Annotated in this window: 21 protein-coding genes; 16 read left to right on the top strand and 5 right to left on the bottom strand. The window is 49.5% G+C overall.

The features are described 5' to 3' along the window. Positions 1-5: 5 nt before the first annotated feature. The 14 genes from ABD949_RS05560 to ABD949_RS05495 all read left to right on the top strand — a co-directional run bounded on the left by ABD949_RS05560 (position 6) and on the right by ABD949_RS05495 (position 10,493). Positions 6-1,094: a fatty acid desaturase family protein gene (locus tag ABD949_RS05560; RefSeq protein WP_345241432.1), complete on the top strand. Its 1,089-nt coding sequence runs from the start codon at positions 6-8 to the stop codon at positions 1,092-1,094. Between the two features lie 53 nt (positions 1,095-1,147). Next, a complete protein-coding gene (locus ABD949_RS05555) occupies positions 1,148-2,050 on the top strand; it encodes an SAM-dependent methyltransferase (RefSeq protein ID WP_345241430.1) in 903 nt (300 codons plus the stop codon). 109 nt (positions 2,051-2,159) lie between these two features. Continuing rightward, positions 2,160-2,462 carry a hypothetical protein gene (locus ABD949_RS05550; protein ID WP_345241428.1) on the top strand — a complete coding sequence of 101 codons (303 nt, stop codon included), beginning with the start codon at positions 2,160-2,162 and terminating at the stop codon, positions 2,460-2,462. A gap of 230 nt (positions 2,463-2,692) precedes the next feature. Then, a complete protein-coding gene (locus ABD949_RS05545) occupies positions 2,693-3,070 on the top strand; it encodes a hypothetical protein (RefSeq protein WP_345241426.1) in 378 nt (125 codons plus the stop codon). Positions 3,071-3,215: 145 nt separating this feature from the next. Continuing rightward, positions 3,216-3,428: a hypothetical protein gene (locus ABD949_RS05540; protein WP_345241424.1), complete on the top strand. Its 213-nt coding sequence runs from the start codon at positions 3,216-3,218 to the stop codon at positions 3,426-3,428. Positions 3,429-3,772: 344 nt separating this feature from the next. Beyond that, positions 3,773-4,642, top strand: coding sequence for a porin family protein (locus ABD949_RS05535; protein WP_345241422.1), 870 nt, complete (start codon positions 3,773-3,775; stop codon positions 4,640-4,642). A 116-nt stretch (positions 4,643-4,758) separates the two neighbouring features. After that, a complete protein-coding gene (locus ABD949_RS05530) occupies positions 4,759-5,667 on the top strand; it encodes an SPFH domain-containing protein (protein WP_345241420.1) in 909 nt (302 codons plus the stop codon). Between the two features lie 255 nt (positions 5,668-5,922). Next, complete coding sequence (locus ABD949_RS05525) at positions 5,923-6,459, top strand: hypothetical protein (protein WP_345241418.1); 537 nt, start codon at positions 5,923-5,925, stop codon at positions 6,457-6,459. After that, on the top strand, positions 6,460-6,930 hold the full coding sequence (locus tag ABD949_RS05520) for a hypothetical protein (protein WP_345241417.1): 471 nt from the start codon (positions 6,460-6,462) through the stop codon (positions 6,928-6,930). It begins immediately after the preceding gene. Positions 6,931-7,166: 236 nt separating this feature from the next. Continuing rightward, on the top strand, positions 7,167-7,511 hold the full coding sequence (locus ABD949_RS05515) for a hypothetical protein (protein ID WP_345241415.1): 345 nt from the start codon (positions 7,167-7,169) through the stop codon (positions 7,509-7,511). A gap of 356 nt (positions 7,512-7,867) precedes the next feature. Next, complete coding sequence (locus ABD949_RS05510; RefSeq protein ID WP_345241413.1) at positions 7,868-8,185, top strand: hypothetical protein; 318 nt, start codon at positions 7,868-7,870, stop codon at positions 8,183-8,185. A 112-nt stretch (positions 8,186-8,297) separates the two neighbouring features. Next, positions 8,298-8,984 carry a response regulator transcription factor gene (locus ABD949_RS05505; protein WP_345241411.1) on the top strand — a complete coding sequence of 229 codons (687 nt, stop codon included), beginning with the start codon at positions 8,298-8,300 and terminating at the stop codon, positions 8,982-8,984. Continuing rightward, positions 8,981-9,964 (top strand): sensor histidine kinase, encoded by a 984-nt coding sequence (locus tag ABD949_RS05500; RefSeq protein ID WP_345241410.1) that lies wholly within the window; start codon positions 8,981-8,983, stop codon positions 9,962-9,964. Before ABD949_RS05505 ends, ABD949_RS05500 begins: the two co-directional genes overlap by 4 nt. A 145-nt stretch (positions 9,965-10,109) precedes the next feature. Beyond that, complete coding sequence (locus ABD949_RS05495) at positions 10,110-10,493, top strand: LytTR family DNA-binding domain-containing protein (RefSeq protein WP_345241408.1); 384 nt, start codon at positions 10,110-10,112, stop codon at positions 10,491-10,493. Here ABD949_RS05495 and ABD949_RS05490 read toward each other — a convergent pair. After that, positions 10,482-10,748 carry a hypothetical protein gene (locus tag ABD949_RS05490; RefSeq protein ID WP_345241406.1) on the bottom strand — a complete coding sequence of 89 codons (267 nt, stop codon included), beginning with the start codon at positions 10,746-10,748 and terminating at the stop codon, positions 10,482-10,484. The two genes, ABD949_RS05495 and ABD949_RS05490, sit on opposite strands and share 12 nt — an antisense overlap. Before the next feature lie 191 nt (positions 10,749-10,939). Between ABD949_RS05490 and ABD949_RS05485 the strand changes: the two genes are divergently transcribed. Then, positions 10,940-12,184, top strand: coding sequence for a BamA/TamA family outer membrane protein (locus ABD949_RS05485; RefSeq protein ID WP_345241404.1), 1,245 nt, complete (start codon positions 10,940-10,942; stop codon positions 12,182-12,184). 455 nt (positions 12,185-12,639) lie between these two features. On the opposite strand, the gene ABD949_RS05480 is transcribed toward ABD949_RS05485, so the two are convergent. Then, entirely contained in the window at positions 12,640-12,843 is a 204-nt protein-coding gene (locus tag ABD949_RS05480) for a hypothetical protein (RefSeq protein WP_345241403.1), read from the bottom strand. A 713-nt stretch (positions 12,844-13,556) separates the two neighbouring features. Between ABD949_RS05480 and ABD949_RS05475 the strand changes: the two genes are divergently transcribed. After that, positions 13,557-14,048: a hypothetical protein gene (locus ABD949_RS05475; RefSeq protein WP_345241402.1), complete on the top strand. Its 492-nt coding sequence runs from the start codon at positions 13,557-13,559 to the stop codon at positions 14,046-14,048. Positions 14,049-14,102: 54 nt separating this feature from the next. Here ABD949_RS05475 and ABD949_RS05470 read toward each other — a convergent pair whose 3' ends face one another. From ABD949_RS05470 to ABD949_RS05460, 3 genes are read right to left on the bottom strand one after another with little or no spacing between them, the layout of a single operon-like run. Next, the gene (locus ABD949_RS05470; RefSeq protein WP_345241400.1) at positions 14,103-15,797 is read right to left on the bottom strand and encodes a sensor histidine kinase; all 1,695 of its coding nucleotides are present in this window, start codon (positions 15,795-15,797) and stop codon (positions 14,103-14,105) included. A 45-nt stretch (positions 15,798-15,842) separates the two neighbouring features. Beyond that, a complete protein-coding gene (locus ABD949_RS05465; protein ID WP_345241397.1) occupies positions 15,843-16,229 on the bottom strand; it encodes an STAS domain-containing protein in 387 nt (128 codons plus the stop codon). A gap of 12 nt (positions 16,230-16,241) precedes the next feature. Then, a complete protein-coding gene (locus ABD949_RS05460) occupies positions 16,242-17,108 on the bottom strand; it encodes an STAS domain-containing protein (RefSeq protein ID WP_345241395.1) in 867 nt (288 codons plus the stop codon). Positions 17,109-17,147: the final 39 nt, after the last annotated feature.

Raw genomic sequence — 17,147 nt, 5'->3', positions numbered from 1 at the left:
AAGCAATGCAAACGCCGATAAAGTTAAAATTCACCAACACGCCACAGGCGTCCTTCTTTGCGACCCTGCGCCAGCGGGTTGACGCCTATTTCAAACAAAAGCGTTTATCGCCCCATGCAAACGGGGCGATGTGGACCAAGGCCATCTTCTTTCTTGGCACTTACATCCTGCTCTACAGCCTGATTCTTTCCGGCCAGTTCAGCGCGTGGGCAATGCTGCTGATGGCCATGGGTTTAGGGATGTTTGCAGCCTTTATTGGCTTCAACGTGTCCCATGATGCCATTCACGGTGCGTTTTCTTCCCGAAAGTGGGTGAACAACGTGTTGAGTGCCAGTTTTTACTTCTTGGGGGCGAATCCCTATGTCTGGAAAATCACCCATAATGTTGTTCATCATACCTATACCAATATTCCTGGTCACGACGAAGACATCGAGATTGCACCGGGCCTGATCCGTGTCGATGCCGATGAGCCCTGGCGGCCGTGGCAGCGCTTTCAGCATTGGTATGCGTTTCTGCTCTATACGCTGACATCGCTCATGTGGGTCTTTCGCAAAGACTATCTGAAATTCTTTAAAAAACGGATTGGGCATACCGACAACTCCGTTCACCCCCGCCGGGAATACATCATCCTGTTTGCGACCAAGGCAGGTTATTACGTCCTGTTTCTGGTACTGCCGTATCTGGTGCTTGATATAACGTGGTGGCAACTAGCGCTGGGATTTTTAGCCATGCATATGGCGGAAGGGGTAGTATTGGGCCTAGTCTTTCAGCTGGCTCACGTGGTTGAAGGTACCGCTTTTCCTGTACCGAACGAAGCTGGAGCCATTGAAGAGGCCTGGGCCGCACACCAGTTACGCACCACCGCGAATTTTGCCCCCCGCTCCAGGGTGGCTGCCTTTTTCTGCGGAGGCCTCAATCGCCAGATTGAACACCACCTGTTTCCCAAAGTGTGCCACATCCATTATCCGGCCCTAACCGCCATCGTTAAACAAACAGCTCGTGACTTCGACCTGCCTTATCTGGAAAACCCTACATTTTTCTCGGCGCTTCACTCGCATTACCGGCTTCTGAAAACGATGGGGCGGGCCGCCTAGACCGGTCCTCCTGGCACATCTCAGCTATCATTCTATTAAACTCATAATGACCAATGGCATCTCAACAAGACCTGGAGTTTACCTACTCCACCATTGACCAGATTTTTCGCCTGAGTGTAGGCGAAACCGGCGACTACAGCGGAGCGATGTACAACGGTGACTTTTCGCTGACCCTGGAGGAGGCTCAGCGCCAGAAACACCGCTTTATCTCCGAAAGTCTCGGCATTACCAAAGGTTCTAAAGTCCTGGATATGGGTTGTGGCTGGGGGCCATTTCTAACGTATATCAAGGGGATTGGTGCCCAGGGACGCGGGGTAACTCTGTCCACCGCTCAGGCAGCCGCCTGTGTGCAAAATGGACTGACGGTGGAGGTGAAAGACTGCCGCCTGATTACCCCGGCAGACTATGGGATCTTCGACGCGGTAACCTGCATTGGGGGCATGGAGCATTTCTGTTCCATTGAGCAGTACAAGGCCGGGCAGCAGGATGAAGTTTATGCCACATTTTTCAGCAAGTTGGCTGACCTCCTGCCCGTTGGTGGCCGGTATTATATGCAGACGATGGTCTTTGGCAAGAACATGATTCCACTGGAAGAGATCAGCGTGAAGACACCAAAAGATTCTCCCTCGTATGCGCTGGCGCTGATGATTGCCCAATTCCCCGGTTCATGGCTGCCATATGGACCTGAGCAGGTTATCCGCAATGCCCAGCCCCGGTTCAAGCTCATTTCGCAGAGCAGCGGCCGGCTCGACTATATCGAAACCATCGGGCAGTGGCGCAAACGGTTCCGGGCGTTTCACCTGAAAAAATATGCACTCTATGCCTCGCTGCTCCCCCGCCTGCTGACCAATAAAGCGTTTCAGGACCTGATTGCCGTTTTTCGGGTGAGCCCGAACCGGGTGTGCTTTCAGCAGGAGACGATGGAACATTATCGGCTGGTCTTTGAAAAAGTATAAAGGCCTGTCACCTGAATACCTATTCATTTCTCCATATTACCCTTTAAGACTATACCCGCCTAACTGCAAATTATATAACGAATGTTTATCATCACCAAAACGCAAAACAATGGATGATTTAGCCAGAAAACTTCGGAAAATAAAGGAATATACTACCCCGACAAAAAGTGGTTATGTCCTCACCAATTTCCAGTCATTAACAAACTACCACGACGGCTCGACGAGCTTTCGTCTTCATTTCCGGCGAGCCAAAAACTTACAACGAGTTTCTGACCGTAACCCACTTTCGTTTGATGTGTCTATTCAGTATGTAGACAATTTCGAGGTCGATCTCAAAAACTGGGGCAACGATACCGAGCGCCTTTATTTTTCCGACAGCCAGTCAGTAGTGGAATACCTTACGGCCAAATAAACAGGGTGCTTTGGTGGTAAATGCAGGCAGTGCCGGCTTTTACCTTAGGTATTGAACTAATACCCCGGAATGGGGTTATACAGCTATAGCTTCGTTTGGATTGAGACCAACACAGGTTCGTCGTTGAGGAATATAGTAACGAACCGGGTTCCTCATTAGCCTTCTTCCAGCCCCAGCCGCGGGATTCCACTCAGGACTTGCCCGTTCGTTTCATCTAAACACGCTTTGTCATGCCTATCTCCATCCATTTTTTTGCTTACGACGATCCCGGCCGGCAACACTTTCATGCCCTGTCACCTCAGGTAAGCGTCAGCTCGTTAGCGGGGTTTCACTATGGACAGCGGTTCATTATGAGCGGAGCTGAACCAGGGAGTCCGCCCCAATCGTATCGAATTGCGGCTCTGCCGTTCCGAAGGCCCCAGCCGGCTTTTTTCCAGGATTCGGTGCAGACCGTCGACATCTTTTTAGCCAGAGAAGAGCAGTGGGCCGAATTCAACCCCTACTTTACGGAAGCCGGAAAGCTACCTGGAGGGTTTGGTGTCCTATCTCCCGCAGGCCTTAATGCACACCGGCTGGCCTGGAAATCAGACTCTTTCGTCACCGTTTGAGAAAGCTGCCGGATTCGACCCTTGCAGATTTACTCACCTCACACCCGTTGACGGATGAGCCATTGTGCTGTTGGCTGTAAACGATTCTTTTGGTCTCTTTGCCCGGAAGTACATTAACTCTACCCACCTTTAACCCAACTCGGTTATGACTATCATATTTGATTATTTATTTACCCGGACAGCCGATGAGTTCATTTGCCGGGTTCCTGTCAGGTTCTGGGGAGAGAATGTGATCCTCGACAAAGGGGTCAGGGTTGGTGCCAATAATACGCCGGGCATTGACCTGGACCAATGGATTGGGAGAAGTTTAAAGGTCAGCATTGACGAAGGAGTCTATACCATTACCGGATTAGTATAGACAGTGCGTTCGAGCCTGTAAGACGTCCTGAGCACATACGCTCATATGTATTAACAAATCTTCATTTTTAATACATACTACTGAACTTGTTTCTAACTTTCTTCGTAGTAAGTATATAACCCCTCTGATAGTACGCTACGGTATACACCAACGTATATAAACCAGGGTACTATTCGCCAGAGGATGCCCACCCGTCAATTCGAACCCGTTATAAAATCGGGTAACCGACTTGGCCTTACGTAAGGAGACTACAATCCCGGTAAACAGCCCTGTATTACCACCCTGGCTTTCTCTCCGCACTTACTTTCCAATTTTGTCTAATCCATTCCGTTTATAACAAGCTTATGAAAGCGCATCTTACCTTATTGGCAGCTTGTCTGCTAAGTACCGGCCTGGCCCGGGGCCAGACAACCTCTACCCCTACAACCGGCAGTATGCAGACCTTATCCGCTGATTCTCTAAAAAGCAGCCGATCTTCCCTGTCTGGTGACACCCTACCCGGGAACGCCGGAATTACGGTAACGGCCCCAATGGTGAACCATACGAATGAAGCGGTTCGCCCTGCTCCCCAGGAAACCATCTCTACAATACCTTCCCGCACGGATGATGTCAATACGGCAGCGTCTGCCCGACCTGCCAGCCGGGAGCAGAAGAGTAAAGGTTATAATAATTTCGCCTACGCCATATACGCCGGCCTGAACACCACCCGTTTTGCTGGTGAGACGCTGAATGGCGATCAGTTATCAGGTCGTCTGGGGTACCAGGCTGGCGCTCTGTTTCGGGCAGGAGGACGGCTCTATGGGCAACTGGGTGCCGAGTACTTTGCCTCCAGTTCCAATTATTTCCGGGCTGGTGACGGCACTAGCGTCAGCTCCATTCAGGACCAGATCAACATCCAATACCTGCAGGTGCCGGTATATATAGGCTACAAACTGGTTCAGTCCCTGCGGGGTATCTCCGCCGTCCGGCTGCAGGCTGGTCTTGAATATGCTAACCGGATCAGCGCCAACAGCCGCTCATTTAACCTGAATAAATCGGAGATCAAGAGCGGCACCGTCAACGGACTGGCTCAACTAGGCTTCGATATGGGGCCGGTCCTGCTGGACCTGACTTACCACCACGGCTTTGCCAACGCGATTCAGGCCGTGAACAGCATCGGCTTTGCGGGTTCGCAACGACGGGTGCTGAGCGCCAGCCTGGGCTGGACGTTCTAAGGCGTAGCAACGGTCAATGGCGTAGAACCCCTTTATTCGTGGAGGGGTTTTTACCAACTCCGCAGCCCTGTCTATAAACTTACCAGTTTTTTATTTATCCTTTTAACGTAATAAAAATGGAAACGACATGGGTTTTGCTTCTGGTCATCCTGATAGGCATCTTTCTGGCGGGCGTTAAAATAGTACGTCCCACGCACAGAGGTTTAATTGAGCGGCTTGGCAGATACAACAAATTTGCGGGTCCGGGCTTTCACTGGATCATTCCGTTTATCGACAAAATGTATAAGGTCAACACAACCGAGCAAATGGTCGACGCCCAGCCCCAGGAAATCATCACCAACGATAACCTGAATGCCAGGGTAGACGCTCAGGTCTACTTCAGAGTCATTGAAACCGAGGAGAGTGTCAAGAGCTCACAATACAATGTCAATGATTACAAAATACAAATAGTCAATCTGGCCCGCAGCACCCTGAGAAACATTATAGGAACGCTCACGTTGCGCTCGGCCAACAGCGAGCGGGGTAAAATGAACGCCGAACTCCATAGTACCCTGAAAAACGAGACGGCTAACTGGGGCATCGTTATCATACGAACCGAACTGAAGGAGATAGACCCTCCAAAAGACGTGCAGGAGACTATGAACAAAGTAGTCAAAGCTGAGAATGAGAAAATTGCGGCTATCGATTATGCAACGGCGGCCGAAACGGTGGCGGATGGCGTTAAACGGGCCAAAATCAAAGAAGCCGAAGGATACAAGCGGGCAAAAGTACTGCATGCCGAAGGGGAAGCCGAAGCCATTAAACTGGTAAATGTGGCCGCCGACGAGTACTTTACCGGCAATGCGCAACTGCTCCGCAAACTGGAAGCACTGGAGAATTCTTTAAGTGCGAATACGAAAATTGTTATTCCATCCGGATCAGAGTTAGTCAATGTTATCGGCGAAATGGCTGGCCTGGTGCCAGTTCATGTCAAAAAAGAGGCCGCTGAAGAACGCAGAAATAGCCGGATGGCCGAAATGGTCTGACCCGGTTATGACTTTGTCAGTAATCACCTGATGCACCTTGTCTGATCAGGTGCCTGATCCAGTGGAGATTCACACGTCAACCCATTACAACCATGTTATTCAACTTAGTCAAAATAATCAATCAGCTGGTCCGGGCCTTTCAGCCCGTAATCGAAAGTAATCAGTCGATTTACCAGCCCCTTGGCCGGGTAGGTCCGGGAGCTGCGGGAATTGGTTACCGTCCTGCGGCAGCGTATCGATTAATACCTGTTCTGATTGAACAGCCTTTTTTTCCTTACCCGTCAGGAAGGATTGATTGAGATGACACCACTGGACCTGTATAACCGGATTCCCGAACGGGAAGATAATGATCTGAGTGTGCTGGTAGGGTGTTATTACAATCATCTTCCGGAGGCAACTACGTTTTCGGAACAGAATCCAATCCTCAGAGCGGTGAAGGAAAAAGTGCTCATCAGATATTACAAAGACCACTTTTTTGATAACCATTACCGGTGGCGACTGGCCTCGGTCTGGTTTGACGCTAAGCCGGTAATGATCATCCAGAATGCAGGATTAGAAGGCGAGGAATTTAAGCGCCGAATCATTACCAACGCTCAGCTCTACCTTAACCTGGTCCAACACCTGAATGGAAAATTAACGGATGTGTTTATAAACACCGGAGAGCTAATCGAACCAACCGAAGAAATCTGGGGGCTCGATGACTTTTACGGCAGTATGCTGGACACTTCGTTTGAACCCTCCCCTCACGCCTTGTTATCCGGCGTTTGGCCGTATGAACTAACCAAAAACTAGATGAACCCTTTACTTTCTTCTCTCACCCAGACTCAGCTGGCTCACGACGGGCAGCGTCTCCACCAGATTCTGAAGTCGCCTGTTTTTAATCAACCCTCTCCCGGAGATACCTCCTGGCAACCGGCTTTCTGCGAGGTAGTCATTTTGCTGGACGGTTTACTGAATAACGCCGAGCAATTGGGCCATCGCATTGACTTCACCGACGAGGTGGGCGTACATGGGAAAGTTCAGGATATAACGTCGCTGGTGAGCTGGTTGCGCCAGCGTATACCCGCATCGGCAGCAAAAGAACCCGATCAGCAGCTTAGCAGCCGGCTGAATTGCTACCATCATGCGGGTGTCGGCTATTTTCCAAATGGAGTTTTCTTCAGGTGTGACCATACCGGAGAGGTGACTTTCTTTTTAGACGATCAGCGGATCTATCTAAACCGTCATATACAGCGGTCTTTACAGGAAGTCGAGTCTATCTGAAACTGGTTTCTGTTTAAACCGTTTGCTTGTATGCGTTGAGTTAATTCAGCGAAAAACGACTGAGCGTACTGCAAACCTTCTTATATATTCAGGGAAGCGACATTATTTACAACAAGGGCTAAAGCCTCACGTAATCTTCATGTTGATGTGTTAGCTTTATATTTAGCCTTCATCAAAAATCCGGCTACAGCGCTTTTCGAACAAAGCTTTCATCTCAATCTTTCAACTGTACGACTATGAAAATTTCCCTGAAATTTCAAGAAGTTCCCTTTTTGGTTGGCGATACAGTCTGGATAGCTCAACCCTACGAAGTTACAGAGCAAACATCGTATTTTCAGGGAGAAATCATTCAGATAATTCTGGATGGCAGCCTGATGAGTACCTCCGCAGTCCGGCTCCGCGCAGAAAATTACGAGCTGGTGATGAGCCAGGTCATATATGATATTAAGCCTTTAGGGGATCATGCCGGCATGCCCCGGGTTAGTGTAAACGTGGCATTGTCTCCCGGACAGAAAACCTTATTCAGGACGAGGGCAGAACTCCTAGTGCATCAGGATGAGGCCGAAGAATGGATTTCCTGAGCACGAACGCTCATATGTAGGCATAAGTCATTATTTTTAATACCTGCTGCTGAACTTGCCTCTTATGTTCTCTGTAGTAAGTAAATAACCCCTCTGTAAGTACGTTACCGGCGAACACCAACGTACTTGAGCCAGTCTGCCATTCGTCAGAAAATACCCCATCGATCTGAACCTGAGTAGTATCGGGTAAATAAAATAATCCATTCGTTGTAGAACATGGTTATGAATGCGCACCTTAATCGAAGTGTGCTGAACGCCAACCTGGGCTTGACCTTTTATTAAGAAGCTACCCAACGGTACCGTATATAAGTTTACGTTAGTGCGTTCATTATTGGTTTAACTAAACCCTAATTTTTATGGCTCACATGTTTGGATATGCCCCTGAGTTACCCGGAATTCGTGAGCAACTCAAGCTAAAGCGCCAGCACGTCAGCCATTTTAAAGCGCTGCTAAAGGCCGAAATCGAAAGCTGGGATGTATTGGATCATCGCCAGCAACAGGAAAACAGGCTGGTAAACTCAAGAGTCGCTGTAGTTCGTGAAGAACGTTCCCTGATGATGAGCCGGCACCTGGAAGAAATAGAATCGACGGAAGGCCAGCACGATCAAAAGCGCAGGCGAATGAAGCAAAGCCAGGCTAAGGATAAAGCGGATTCTGATAATGGTCTGCTCTGAAGGGTAATGCCTTAACCTGCTGGCACCATGATCTATGATGTAAAAAAGATAATAAACCAGTTACCGGGATCTGTCAGTCCATCGTTGAGCCTGACCTGATTAAACTACCAGCATGAACGTACTGATTATAGAAGACGAACCCTCAATGGCGCTGGAAATGGCTACCTTTCTGCGTCAGGAAAGTTTCGTGTGCAGCATTGCGCATACGGGACAACAGGCGTCGGAATTGCTTTACGTGAACAGTTACGATTTTGTGCTGATTGATCTGGGTTTGCCCGACTACGATGGATTTGACTTACTGCAGGAAGCGATAGCCAGTCAGCAGACAACCTCCTATTTGATTATCACCGCCAGTGGTGAGCTGGACAATAAACTGAAAGGATTGAACCTGGGAGCCGATGACTACCTGACCAAGCCTTTCTCGCTACTGGAACTCCACTCGCGTATGCTGGCTATCAACCGCCGGAAACATGGCTTGACTGACCCGACTATTGCCTTTGCCGGCTTTGTGCTGGACCCGCTCAGACGACTTGTCTCTTTTGGCACAGCAGTAGTCGATCTGACCAGACGGGAGTTTGATCTGCTGCATTACCTGTTGCTGTATCGTAACCGGGTAATTACCCGCCTGCAACTGGCCGAACACATCTGGGGGAATCTGTCGGATGATGAGTCAAACTCGAACTATATCGATGTGCATCTTAAGAACCTGCGGAAGAAGCTGGCCATGTTTGCCCCAATTAACTGGCTGGAAACCGTACGTGGAATAGGGTATCGGATCAATTTAACTGGGCCTTTATGAGACTTTCTACGAAGCTGGCACTCTACAATACCGGTATCCGGCTCCTGTTGGTGGGGATCGCCGGTGGGTTCTGGCCAACTCCGCTTACCTGGGTATACATTGCCGGAGCAGCGGTAATTCTCGGGCTGGCTTATCTGATTGACCTGGGGTATACCCATTTCCTCCTCCGTCCACTTCGGATGCTGATAAGCCGCAAACTCCGGATTATTCAGGATCCCAGTTACTTCGATTACTCGCCCCTCCCGACCACAACAACCGATTTGAGGTTGCTCAACCAACACATCAATGACCTAATGCGCCAGCTTAATATCCGGTTTGAATGCGAAAAAGCCTTTACTGCGTATGCCTCTCACGAGTTGCTGACGCCTATTACCGTGCTTCGCAATCGCTTCGATAACCTCATCACCAACAGCCAGACCCCCAGTCAGGTAGCGATCCGGTTGGTAGAATCCCAGCAAACCTTATTGCAGTTAAGCAACATTGTGCAGAAGTTACTGAGACTGGCCAGAATTGAGAACCACCAGTATGTAAAAGACGAACAGGTCTCTATCCGGTCGGTAGTGCTGGAGGTGTTACAGGATCTGGATGACCGGATCGCGCTAAAGAACGTATCCGTAGATCTGGATTTTAAGGAAGACATTCTGGTGTCCGAAGGGAATCATTCGCTACTCTACACAATGCTGTCGAACCTGATCAGAAATGCGATTCGTTATAATAGCCGGGAGGGCCGGCTAACGCTGACTCAGGCGTTGAGCGGTACGCAGGCAACGCTATCCATCACGGACACCGGCCCCGGCATGACCGCCGATCAGATTACAACCCTGAAGGAATATGGCCGGCCGCCAAAAGCTACGGGTAAAGGAAATGGTATCGGCCTGCAATTGATTCGCACCATTGCTGCTTTTCACAACATTGGCCTGACAGTTAATTCAGTTGCCGGGCAGGGCACGTCCATTACGCTGAACTTCCAGCCGAGTTAGCCGCTTCATCCAATCTTCATGTTGAGTATTTACCTTTATCATGACCGCTCCATAAAGCGAATCAGGATCGGGTATTCTGTTGTCCCCAGTCACTACACTCGTGCTACCGTTTCTGAAAGCACCATTACCTTACCCCTGCTCTAATATGAAAATTGATGCAACAGTTATCCAGATTGACCGCCTAACCCAAATCCTGATTGCGCACATTGTAATGATTGAAGGGGACGGCAACTACAGTCATGTGGTTACCAGTAACCGTAGGCACACTTCCTCCACTACCCTGCATAAGTTTGAATGTGCCTTACCGGGTTTTATCCGTTGCCACAAACATACGCTGATAAACCCGGCTCATGTTGTACACATAAACCGCCCTGGCAAAGCCCTGCCGGCGTCGCTAACGCTTACCTTATCGACTGGTGCTTTGGTTGTAGTGTCCCGGCGCAGAGCAGACGAAACGATCCAGGCGGTTGCCGATACCAGACTTTACGAACAATTTTTTTACGACTATCCCCTGGTTTTACTGCGGTAAATTCAGTATCTTTTCCCATTGGACCTGTAGCATACGCAGGTGTTCGCCCATAAGCTGCTCGTCAAAAGCGGCAACCGGAAGCTCCATATCAATCCCTTCATCGATCCGCAGACTAACGTAAAGCACCGTCCACCCTTCGACCACCAGTCTGGTTACAAAATCAAGAGCCCCTTCTACATCTAAATCTCGTGAGCCGTAAATAAACTCGCGCTGGGGAACATGGTCTTTGCAGGCAAATAAAGTGAGGTAGACCATGGGGTTAAGTAGTTGAGCAACTGGATAGACAGGAAAATACCTGGTATAAGCCGTATATTAACATTATAGAGTAAGAATAGATTCATTTGAATGTGTTGGGCACTTCCTGCAGATTAACCAAACGGATTGTTCTGGCAGGAGTCATTAACGGTGATTTTCTCCGGCAGGCTATCGTTAATCAAAAAAGTAGTGTGAACAGACTGGCCCTATTTTTTCTGCTTGGTAGCGTTTCTTGCCATACAACTGTCATTTATGGGCAAATACCCGGCTCAGGCAGTGCCCTGGAAAGAGATTCAACCCTACAGGCCGATACCAGTAAACTACTGGATCTGATTGAAATTGGAAAAAAACTGTTACCTGTCCGCGTCAAACGGGCCCGAGCCGCCCAGGGCAAACTGATCAGTTTCTCCGTTTTACCTTTTTCGGCGCAGCTTCCCGGAGGAGGAACGGCTTTGGTAACCTCAACCACGGCCAGCTTTTACCTCGGTAACAGAAAGGACACCTACGTGTCTCTGGTGACATTTATCCCCTATTGGAATTTTAAACGAAGGTTTGGGTTCCCCATTCGCTCTTATCTATGGCTAAGTCAAAACCGCTGGGTTATCAGCGGTGATACCCGGTTGATGGTGTATCCCCAACACACCTGGGGCTTAGGCCGCCAATACCCGGAAGACACTAAATTGCTGGTGAACTATTCCTACATCCGTCTGTATCAGCAGGCGTTAAAACGTCTTTCCCGAGGGTTGTTCGCCGGTGTGGGCTACCACCTTGATTATAGAATTAATATTCACACAGATTCTCTCCGCCCGCGTCTACAGGATTTTACCCGGTATGAGTATGGAACCGCCCAGGGGTCAAACAGCTTTTCATCGGGTATTAGTCTCAATGTGCTTTTCGACACCCGCAGGAACTCCCTTAACCCGTGGGATGGCTATTACGCCAGTTTGCAATACCGGGTAAATCCCACGTTTCTGGGAAATGATCATGTATGGCACGCCGTTTACCTTGATTTTCGCCGATACATTCGGTTTGATCCCAGTCTCCAAAAGCAAAACATGCTGGCGCTCTGGACCTACCTTTGGACGGTTTTCAAGACGGGCGTACCGTACCTGGATCTTCCCAGTCTCGGCTGGGAAGATTACAATCGGTCCGGAAGGGGTTTTAACCAAAACCGGTATAGAGGCCGGGACCTGCTGTACGTAGAAGCCGAATACCGCCGTGATATTACCAATAACGGCTTATTGGGATTTGTCATTTTTGCCAACGCTACTACCGTAAGCGGTCCCCGCAGTTTATACTTACTGAACTGGAACCCTGGTGCCGGTGCCGGGATACGGGTCAAACTGAATAAACGCGCCGGTACTAATATCGGGCTGAACTATGGATTTAGCAGGGGCTATTCAGGTGTTACGCTTACGCTCGGAGAAGTATTTTAATGTGGCTCTCAAAAAGGTAAGGTTCAACTATAAACCAGGGGTTATCCTGTGGCTGGTTTAATCTATAACGGGTAATGTCCTTACAGAACTGATCAGCACGCATAGTCCTATGTATTAATAAATCATCATTTTTAATACCAATCCTTTTTTGCGTTGCTCCTATTACCCTGGTGAGAGGCTCCGATTCAACGATAGCCATCCACCTTTGTTGCCGCCAGCGTCGCCGACGCCCTCAGGCAGATCCCCGCCGATATGATCAAGAGTGTGGAAGTCATCACCAGCCCCTCGGCCCGGTATAATGCCGAAGGCTCAGGCGGTATTATCAATATCATTAACCTTTAATGTTGATGAACAAGGACTTATAGGGAAAAACCGTACTCGTAGCCGGTGCAGCTTCAGGTATTGGTGGAAAGCGGTCGTTTAACCGGTAAAACCGGCAATAAAAACAATGTGGGCTACTGACTCTTTTCCTTCCAGTTTTGCCAGGGATCCTCGCCGGTTGCCTCTATATAACCAGCTTTAAAGTCTTTGATCAGCCCAGGCATAGCGGCTCGCAATTGCTCCACGTGTTTAGTGGCAGGCAGTGGCATCGTCAGGATCATCGAAAGATTCTCCAGTCTGTCAATAGCGTCACTTAACCGTTGATAGTTTCCGTTCATGGTTGCCTGGTGTCTTATGAGTAGTAGAAACCAATACCTGGTAAAAGGACGTTTGGTTCAGGAACGGAAGGTAAATGACGAAAATATTTCAGGCTATCAATACAGTCCATAGAACGGGATATCATAGGATGGAACGCTATTTTATTGATATATAAATAAATTTTCATTTTTCCTTATAATTAATAAACTAGTTTGTAATTTACATAGTTGTACGAGTAGAACTAAATACATTGACCGGGATTGGGCCTTCACCTTTTAGCACCTGTTTACCAGCGTATCCAATCCGACCAGGGTAAACGACAGTCGACGGACAATTGTCACTTTTTCGCTACTACCTCATTGTCACTCCTCTCTCCGTCTATTACGTTTGGTTTTCTGCTTTTTTTAGAAGAATAGATCAAATACCCGGTAAGTTGCGTAACAAACAGGAATAGACGTTTTTAAGGGCAGATGCCAGCCCTTTTTCATAGAAGGAAATATTCACCTTTAACTTTCAGCGACAATGATTTCCAAGTTAATAAAGATTATCAGCCCTTTGATCCGTATTTTCCGGCCCATGATTGAGAGTGATCAGGCGATTTACCACCCCCTCAGCCGAACTACGTCCCGCGTGGCTGGTATTTTGTGCCGGCCATTCAGGTCCGAAAAGAGATTGACACCAATACCGATCAGTCTGCCGTCCACTCCATTCCGGCCAGGGAGGGGCGATTCGGATGACACCCATAGACCTGTATAACCGAACGCCCGAACGGGAGGATAATGACCTGAGTGTATTGATTGGCTGTCTGTACAATCACATTCCGGAAGTAAGTGCTTTGTTGGAGTTAGATAAGTCCATCATCGACGGAAACAACAAAGTTGTGATCAAGTACTATAAAGATCACTCGTTCGAAAACCGGTATATCTGGCGATTGGCTTCGGTATGGTTTGAGGCTATTCCGGTTATGATTATCCAGAACGCCGGCCTGAAGGGCGAAGAGTTTCAACGCCGGCTGATCACCTATGAGCAGGGGTATGTTGAATTGATCCAATACCTCAAAGGGTTACTGACGGATGCCTGCATCGATGCCAGCGACCTCGTTGACCAGAATGAGGAAATCAGCGGCCTTGATGCCTTCCATGGCTGTATTCTGGACAGCTCTTTTGAGCCATCTCCCCACCTGATTTTATCGGGGGTATGGCCCTATCCGCTGGCGGAGAACTAAAGAAAGGGAGTCGAGACATAATGGCGTTTCAGCTGCCGGGTTAACCAGATATGATTAATCCGCGTCGCCGGCCGGCAAATAGACCGTGAAAACGGCTCCTTCACCCGGTCGGCTGCGGGCACTGATGTGCCCGCCATGATTGTCGGCTACTTTTTTACAGATCGCCAGACCGATACCGGTTCCTTCGTACTGACTACGGCCGTGCAGCCGTTGAAACAACCGGAAGATGCGTTCTTCGTATTGCTGATCGAACCCTATACCATTATCGGCGACCGAAATAGCCACGTAGGCCGGATACCCTGTGAGCAACACATTCGAGGGAAGCTGAACGGACGAAAGGCGGTTAGCCGTGATCTGCACCACCGGAGGAAGGTCTGGTTTGGCGAATTTAATCGCGTTGGACAGCAGATTCTGAAAGAACTGGCGTAGCTGTAGCTGATCGCCCTGAATGTTTAGGAGTGGACTGACTTCTATGGTAGCGTGTTTCTCCTGAACAATGGTTTCGAGATCACTCAACACGCCCGCCATCAAAACATTCAGATCGACCCGTTGAAACGCCTGTTGATGCGTCGTCAGCCGGGAGTAGGTAAGCAGATCTTTGACCAGAGTCTGCATCCGGCCGGAAGAACTCTGCATGCGCGAAACCAGGTCGGCACCGGTAGCGCCCAGAGCCGGGGCGAACTGGTCTTTCAGAATATCACCAAAGGATTGAATCTTACGTAAAGGCTCCTGCAGATCATGGGAGGCCACATAGGCAAACTGGCTCAGTTCAGCGTTGCTACGGTTCAGCTCGCTTACCGTTGACTGCAACTCCCGTTGCGACTGTTCCAGCTGAGTTTTAGCCAGAGTAAGCTCTTCATTCGCCCGCAGGGTATGGCTCACAATTTTCTGAGCGTGGATATTAACCACAAAACCCGTCCAGGCAGTTACCTTCTCAGCCTCGCTTATCACCGGGCGGGCCGAAAACAGATGCCAGCGGTATTCCTGCGAAGCCGCAGCTTTTAACCGGCACTCCGACTCGAACGCCTTACCTTCGGCGGCTTTTTTGGTCCATAATGCCCAGAAGTGGTCAAAATCTTCGGGGTGGATGACCTGGCTCCATTTTGATTGATTCAGTGTTTGAATGCCCAGCCCTGTAAGTTCGGTTACCCAGGCGTTGGCATAAATAAGCTGACCGGCCTGGTTGGCGGTAAAAATCATAAGCGGCAGCGCATTGGTTACCCGCTTGTAATGCTGCTCGCTATCCTGCAGCCGCAGGGCCAGTTCCTGCAACTGTTCGTTCTTTCGCTTAATCTCATCGTACGCCGATAACGGCAGGTCGGTAGTGAATTGAGAGCGCCAGTAGGTGAACACCTCGGCGTTAAGTTTACGGGAAGCAGGCAGGCCGCAGTACAGGGCGATTTTGCTGCCAGTTTCGGTGTTGGTAATCTCCAGACTCTCTACCAGCCGTCGGGCATACAGCAGATTCTGGTTTACCGGGTTGACTACCGGCAAGTCTTTATCTTCGATGACCGCAGCCAGGTATTGGTGGTCCCGTAAACTGCTGGTTCGGGGCAGGTATACCCCTAAAGTCAGTACTGGCGCGGTACCCTGTTCAATCGCGTACCGGGATACCTCGGAGACGGCCGTGGCAAAGGTAGTTTGAGCGGCCAAAGACATACCGGCGAGTTCGGCCAGTCTCATGGATCGCTTATGGGCCAGAATCAGGTCCATCTCGTTACCCAGCGATAATCGCACTAACTCCTCCATAGTTTCTTTGATGAAAACAAGGCATGATTTACCAGACGGCCGTCTTTACTCAACGTCATCCTCCATGCCGGTATCCAGACCAAGCTTCGTCTGCAGCAAGGCCATACCCCGCTCAACGTTGAGGGCTGTATGCACTCCTTTCAACGATAAGCCCAGCTCAATCAGGGTAATGGCTACCGCTGGTTGTATACCGACCACCACGGTTTCGGCATCAAGTACCCTGGTCATGCTGGCAATATTTCCCAGCACCCGGCCCATAAAGGAATCAACAATGGATACGGCTGAAATATCGATCAGGACACCACAGGCACCCGTTTTATGAACCGTACTGATCAGATCGGTTTCCAGGTCCAGGGCCAGCCGGTCGTACAGATCTACCTGGATGGTAACGAGCAGAAACGGCCCCATCCGCAGTATAGGAATTTTGTCCATACAAAAGCCGCTTTAGAAAACTTTCTTCTCGGTTTCCTGTCGTCTGACAACCAGCCTGTGCATGCTGAAGGCCTCCTTGAGCGCACTGGCCAGGGAAGCTTTGGTGATGATACTGGACAGGTCGATACCCAGGTGAACGATGGTCTGGGCGATTTCGGGCCGAATACCGCTAATGATGCAATCGGCCCCCATTAACCGGGTAGCACTAACGGTCTTGATCAGGTGCTGCGCGACCAGCGAATCGACGCTCGACACGCCGGAGATGTCCAGGATGGCAATGCTGCTGCCGGTGTCGACAAGTTTCTGGAGCAGGTTTTCCATGACAACCTGGGTGCGTGCACTATCCAGGGTTCCAATAATGGGCAGGGCCAGAATACCGTCCCACACCTGGATCACCGGCAGTGAAATATCACTGATTTCTGCTGTCTGGCGGAAGATGACTTCTTCACGTTCCTTAATAAACGTTTCAAACGTGATGATGCTGAAATTGTCCAGCAGGCGATTTGCTTTCAGACTTTCTTTAAACAGCTTCATCGGATCGTTACCCATTTCCTGTTGAAGCAGCTCCAGAATAGACTCTTTAAGGCTGAAAATATACTGACCCGTTTCGCGGGGCGAGAACCCCTGCCGGGCCCGCGATATAGAGATTCCCGACAGAACTTCTGCTACTTCCTCATAGTCAGCGGATTCTAGGCTATCACTCGTTTTATCGGATATGGATTTAGTTAATGCATTGATAAGATCCTCTGATTGCCCCCGCAGCTCGTCGGTTGTCATCAGATCATCGCGGAGCGTTTCACTGGTCAATTGCTTCTGAAGCCAGGTATTGAGAAGGTCTTTTTTCTTGCTACGAAGTAGCTGGGGCAAGCTATCAACCATGTTTGCGTCGTTTAGGCTGGCTAAGGTAGCTTTTTTAAC

The sequence above is a fragment of the Nibrella saemangeumensis genome (assembly GCF_039541915.1).
GTDB lineage: Bacteria > Bacteroidota > Bacteroidia > Cytophagales > Spirosomataceae > Nibrella > Nibrella saemangeumensis.
This window is presented reverse-complemented; position numbering and strand designations above follow the sequence as displayed.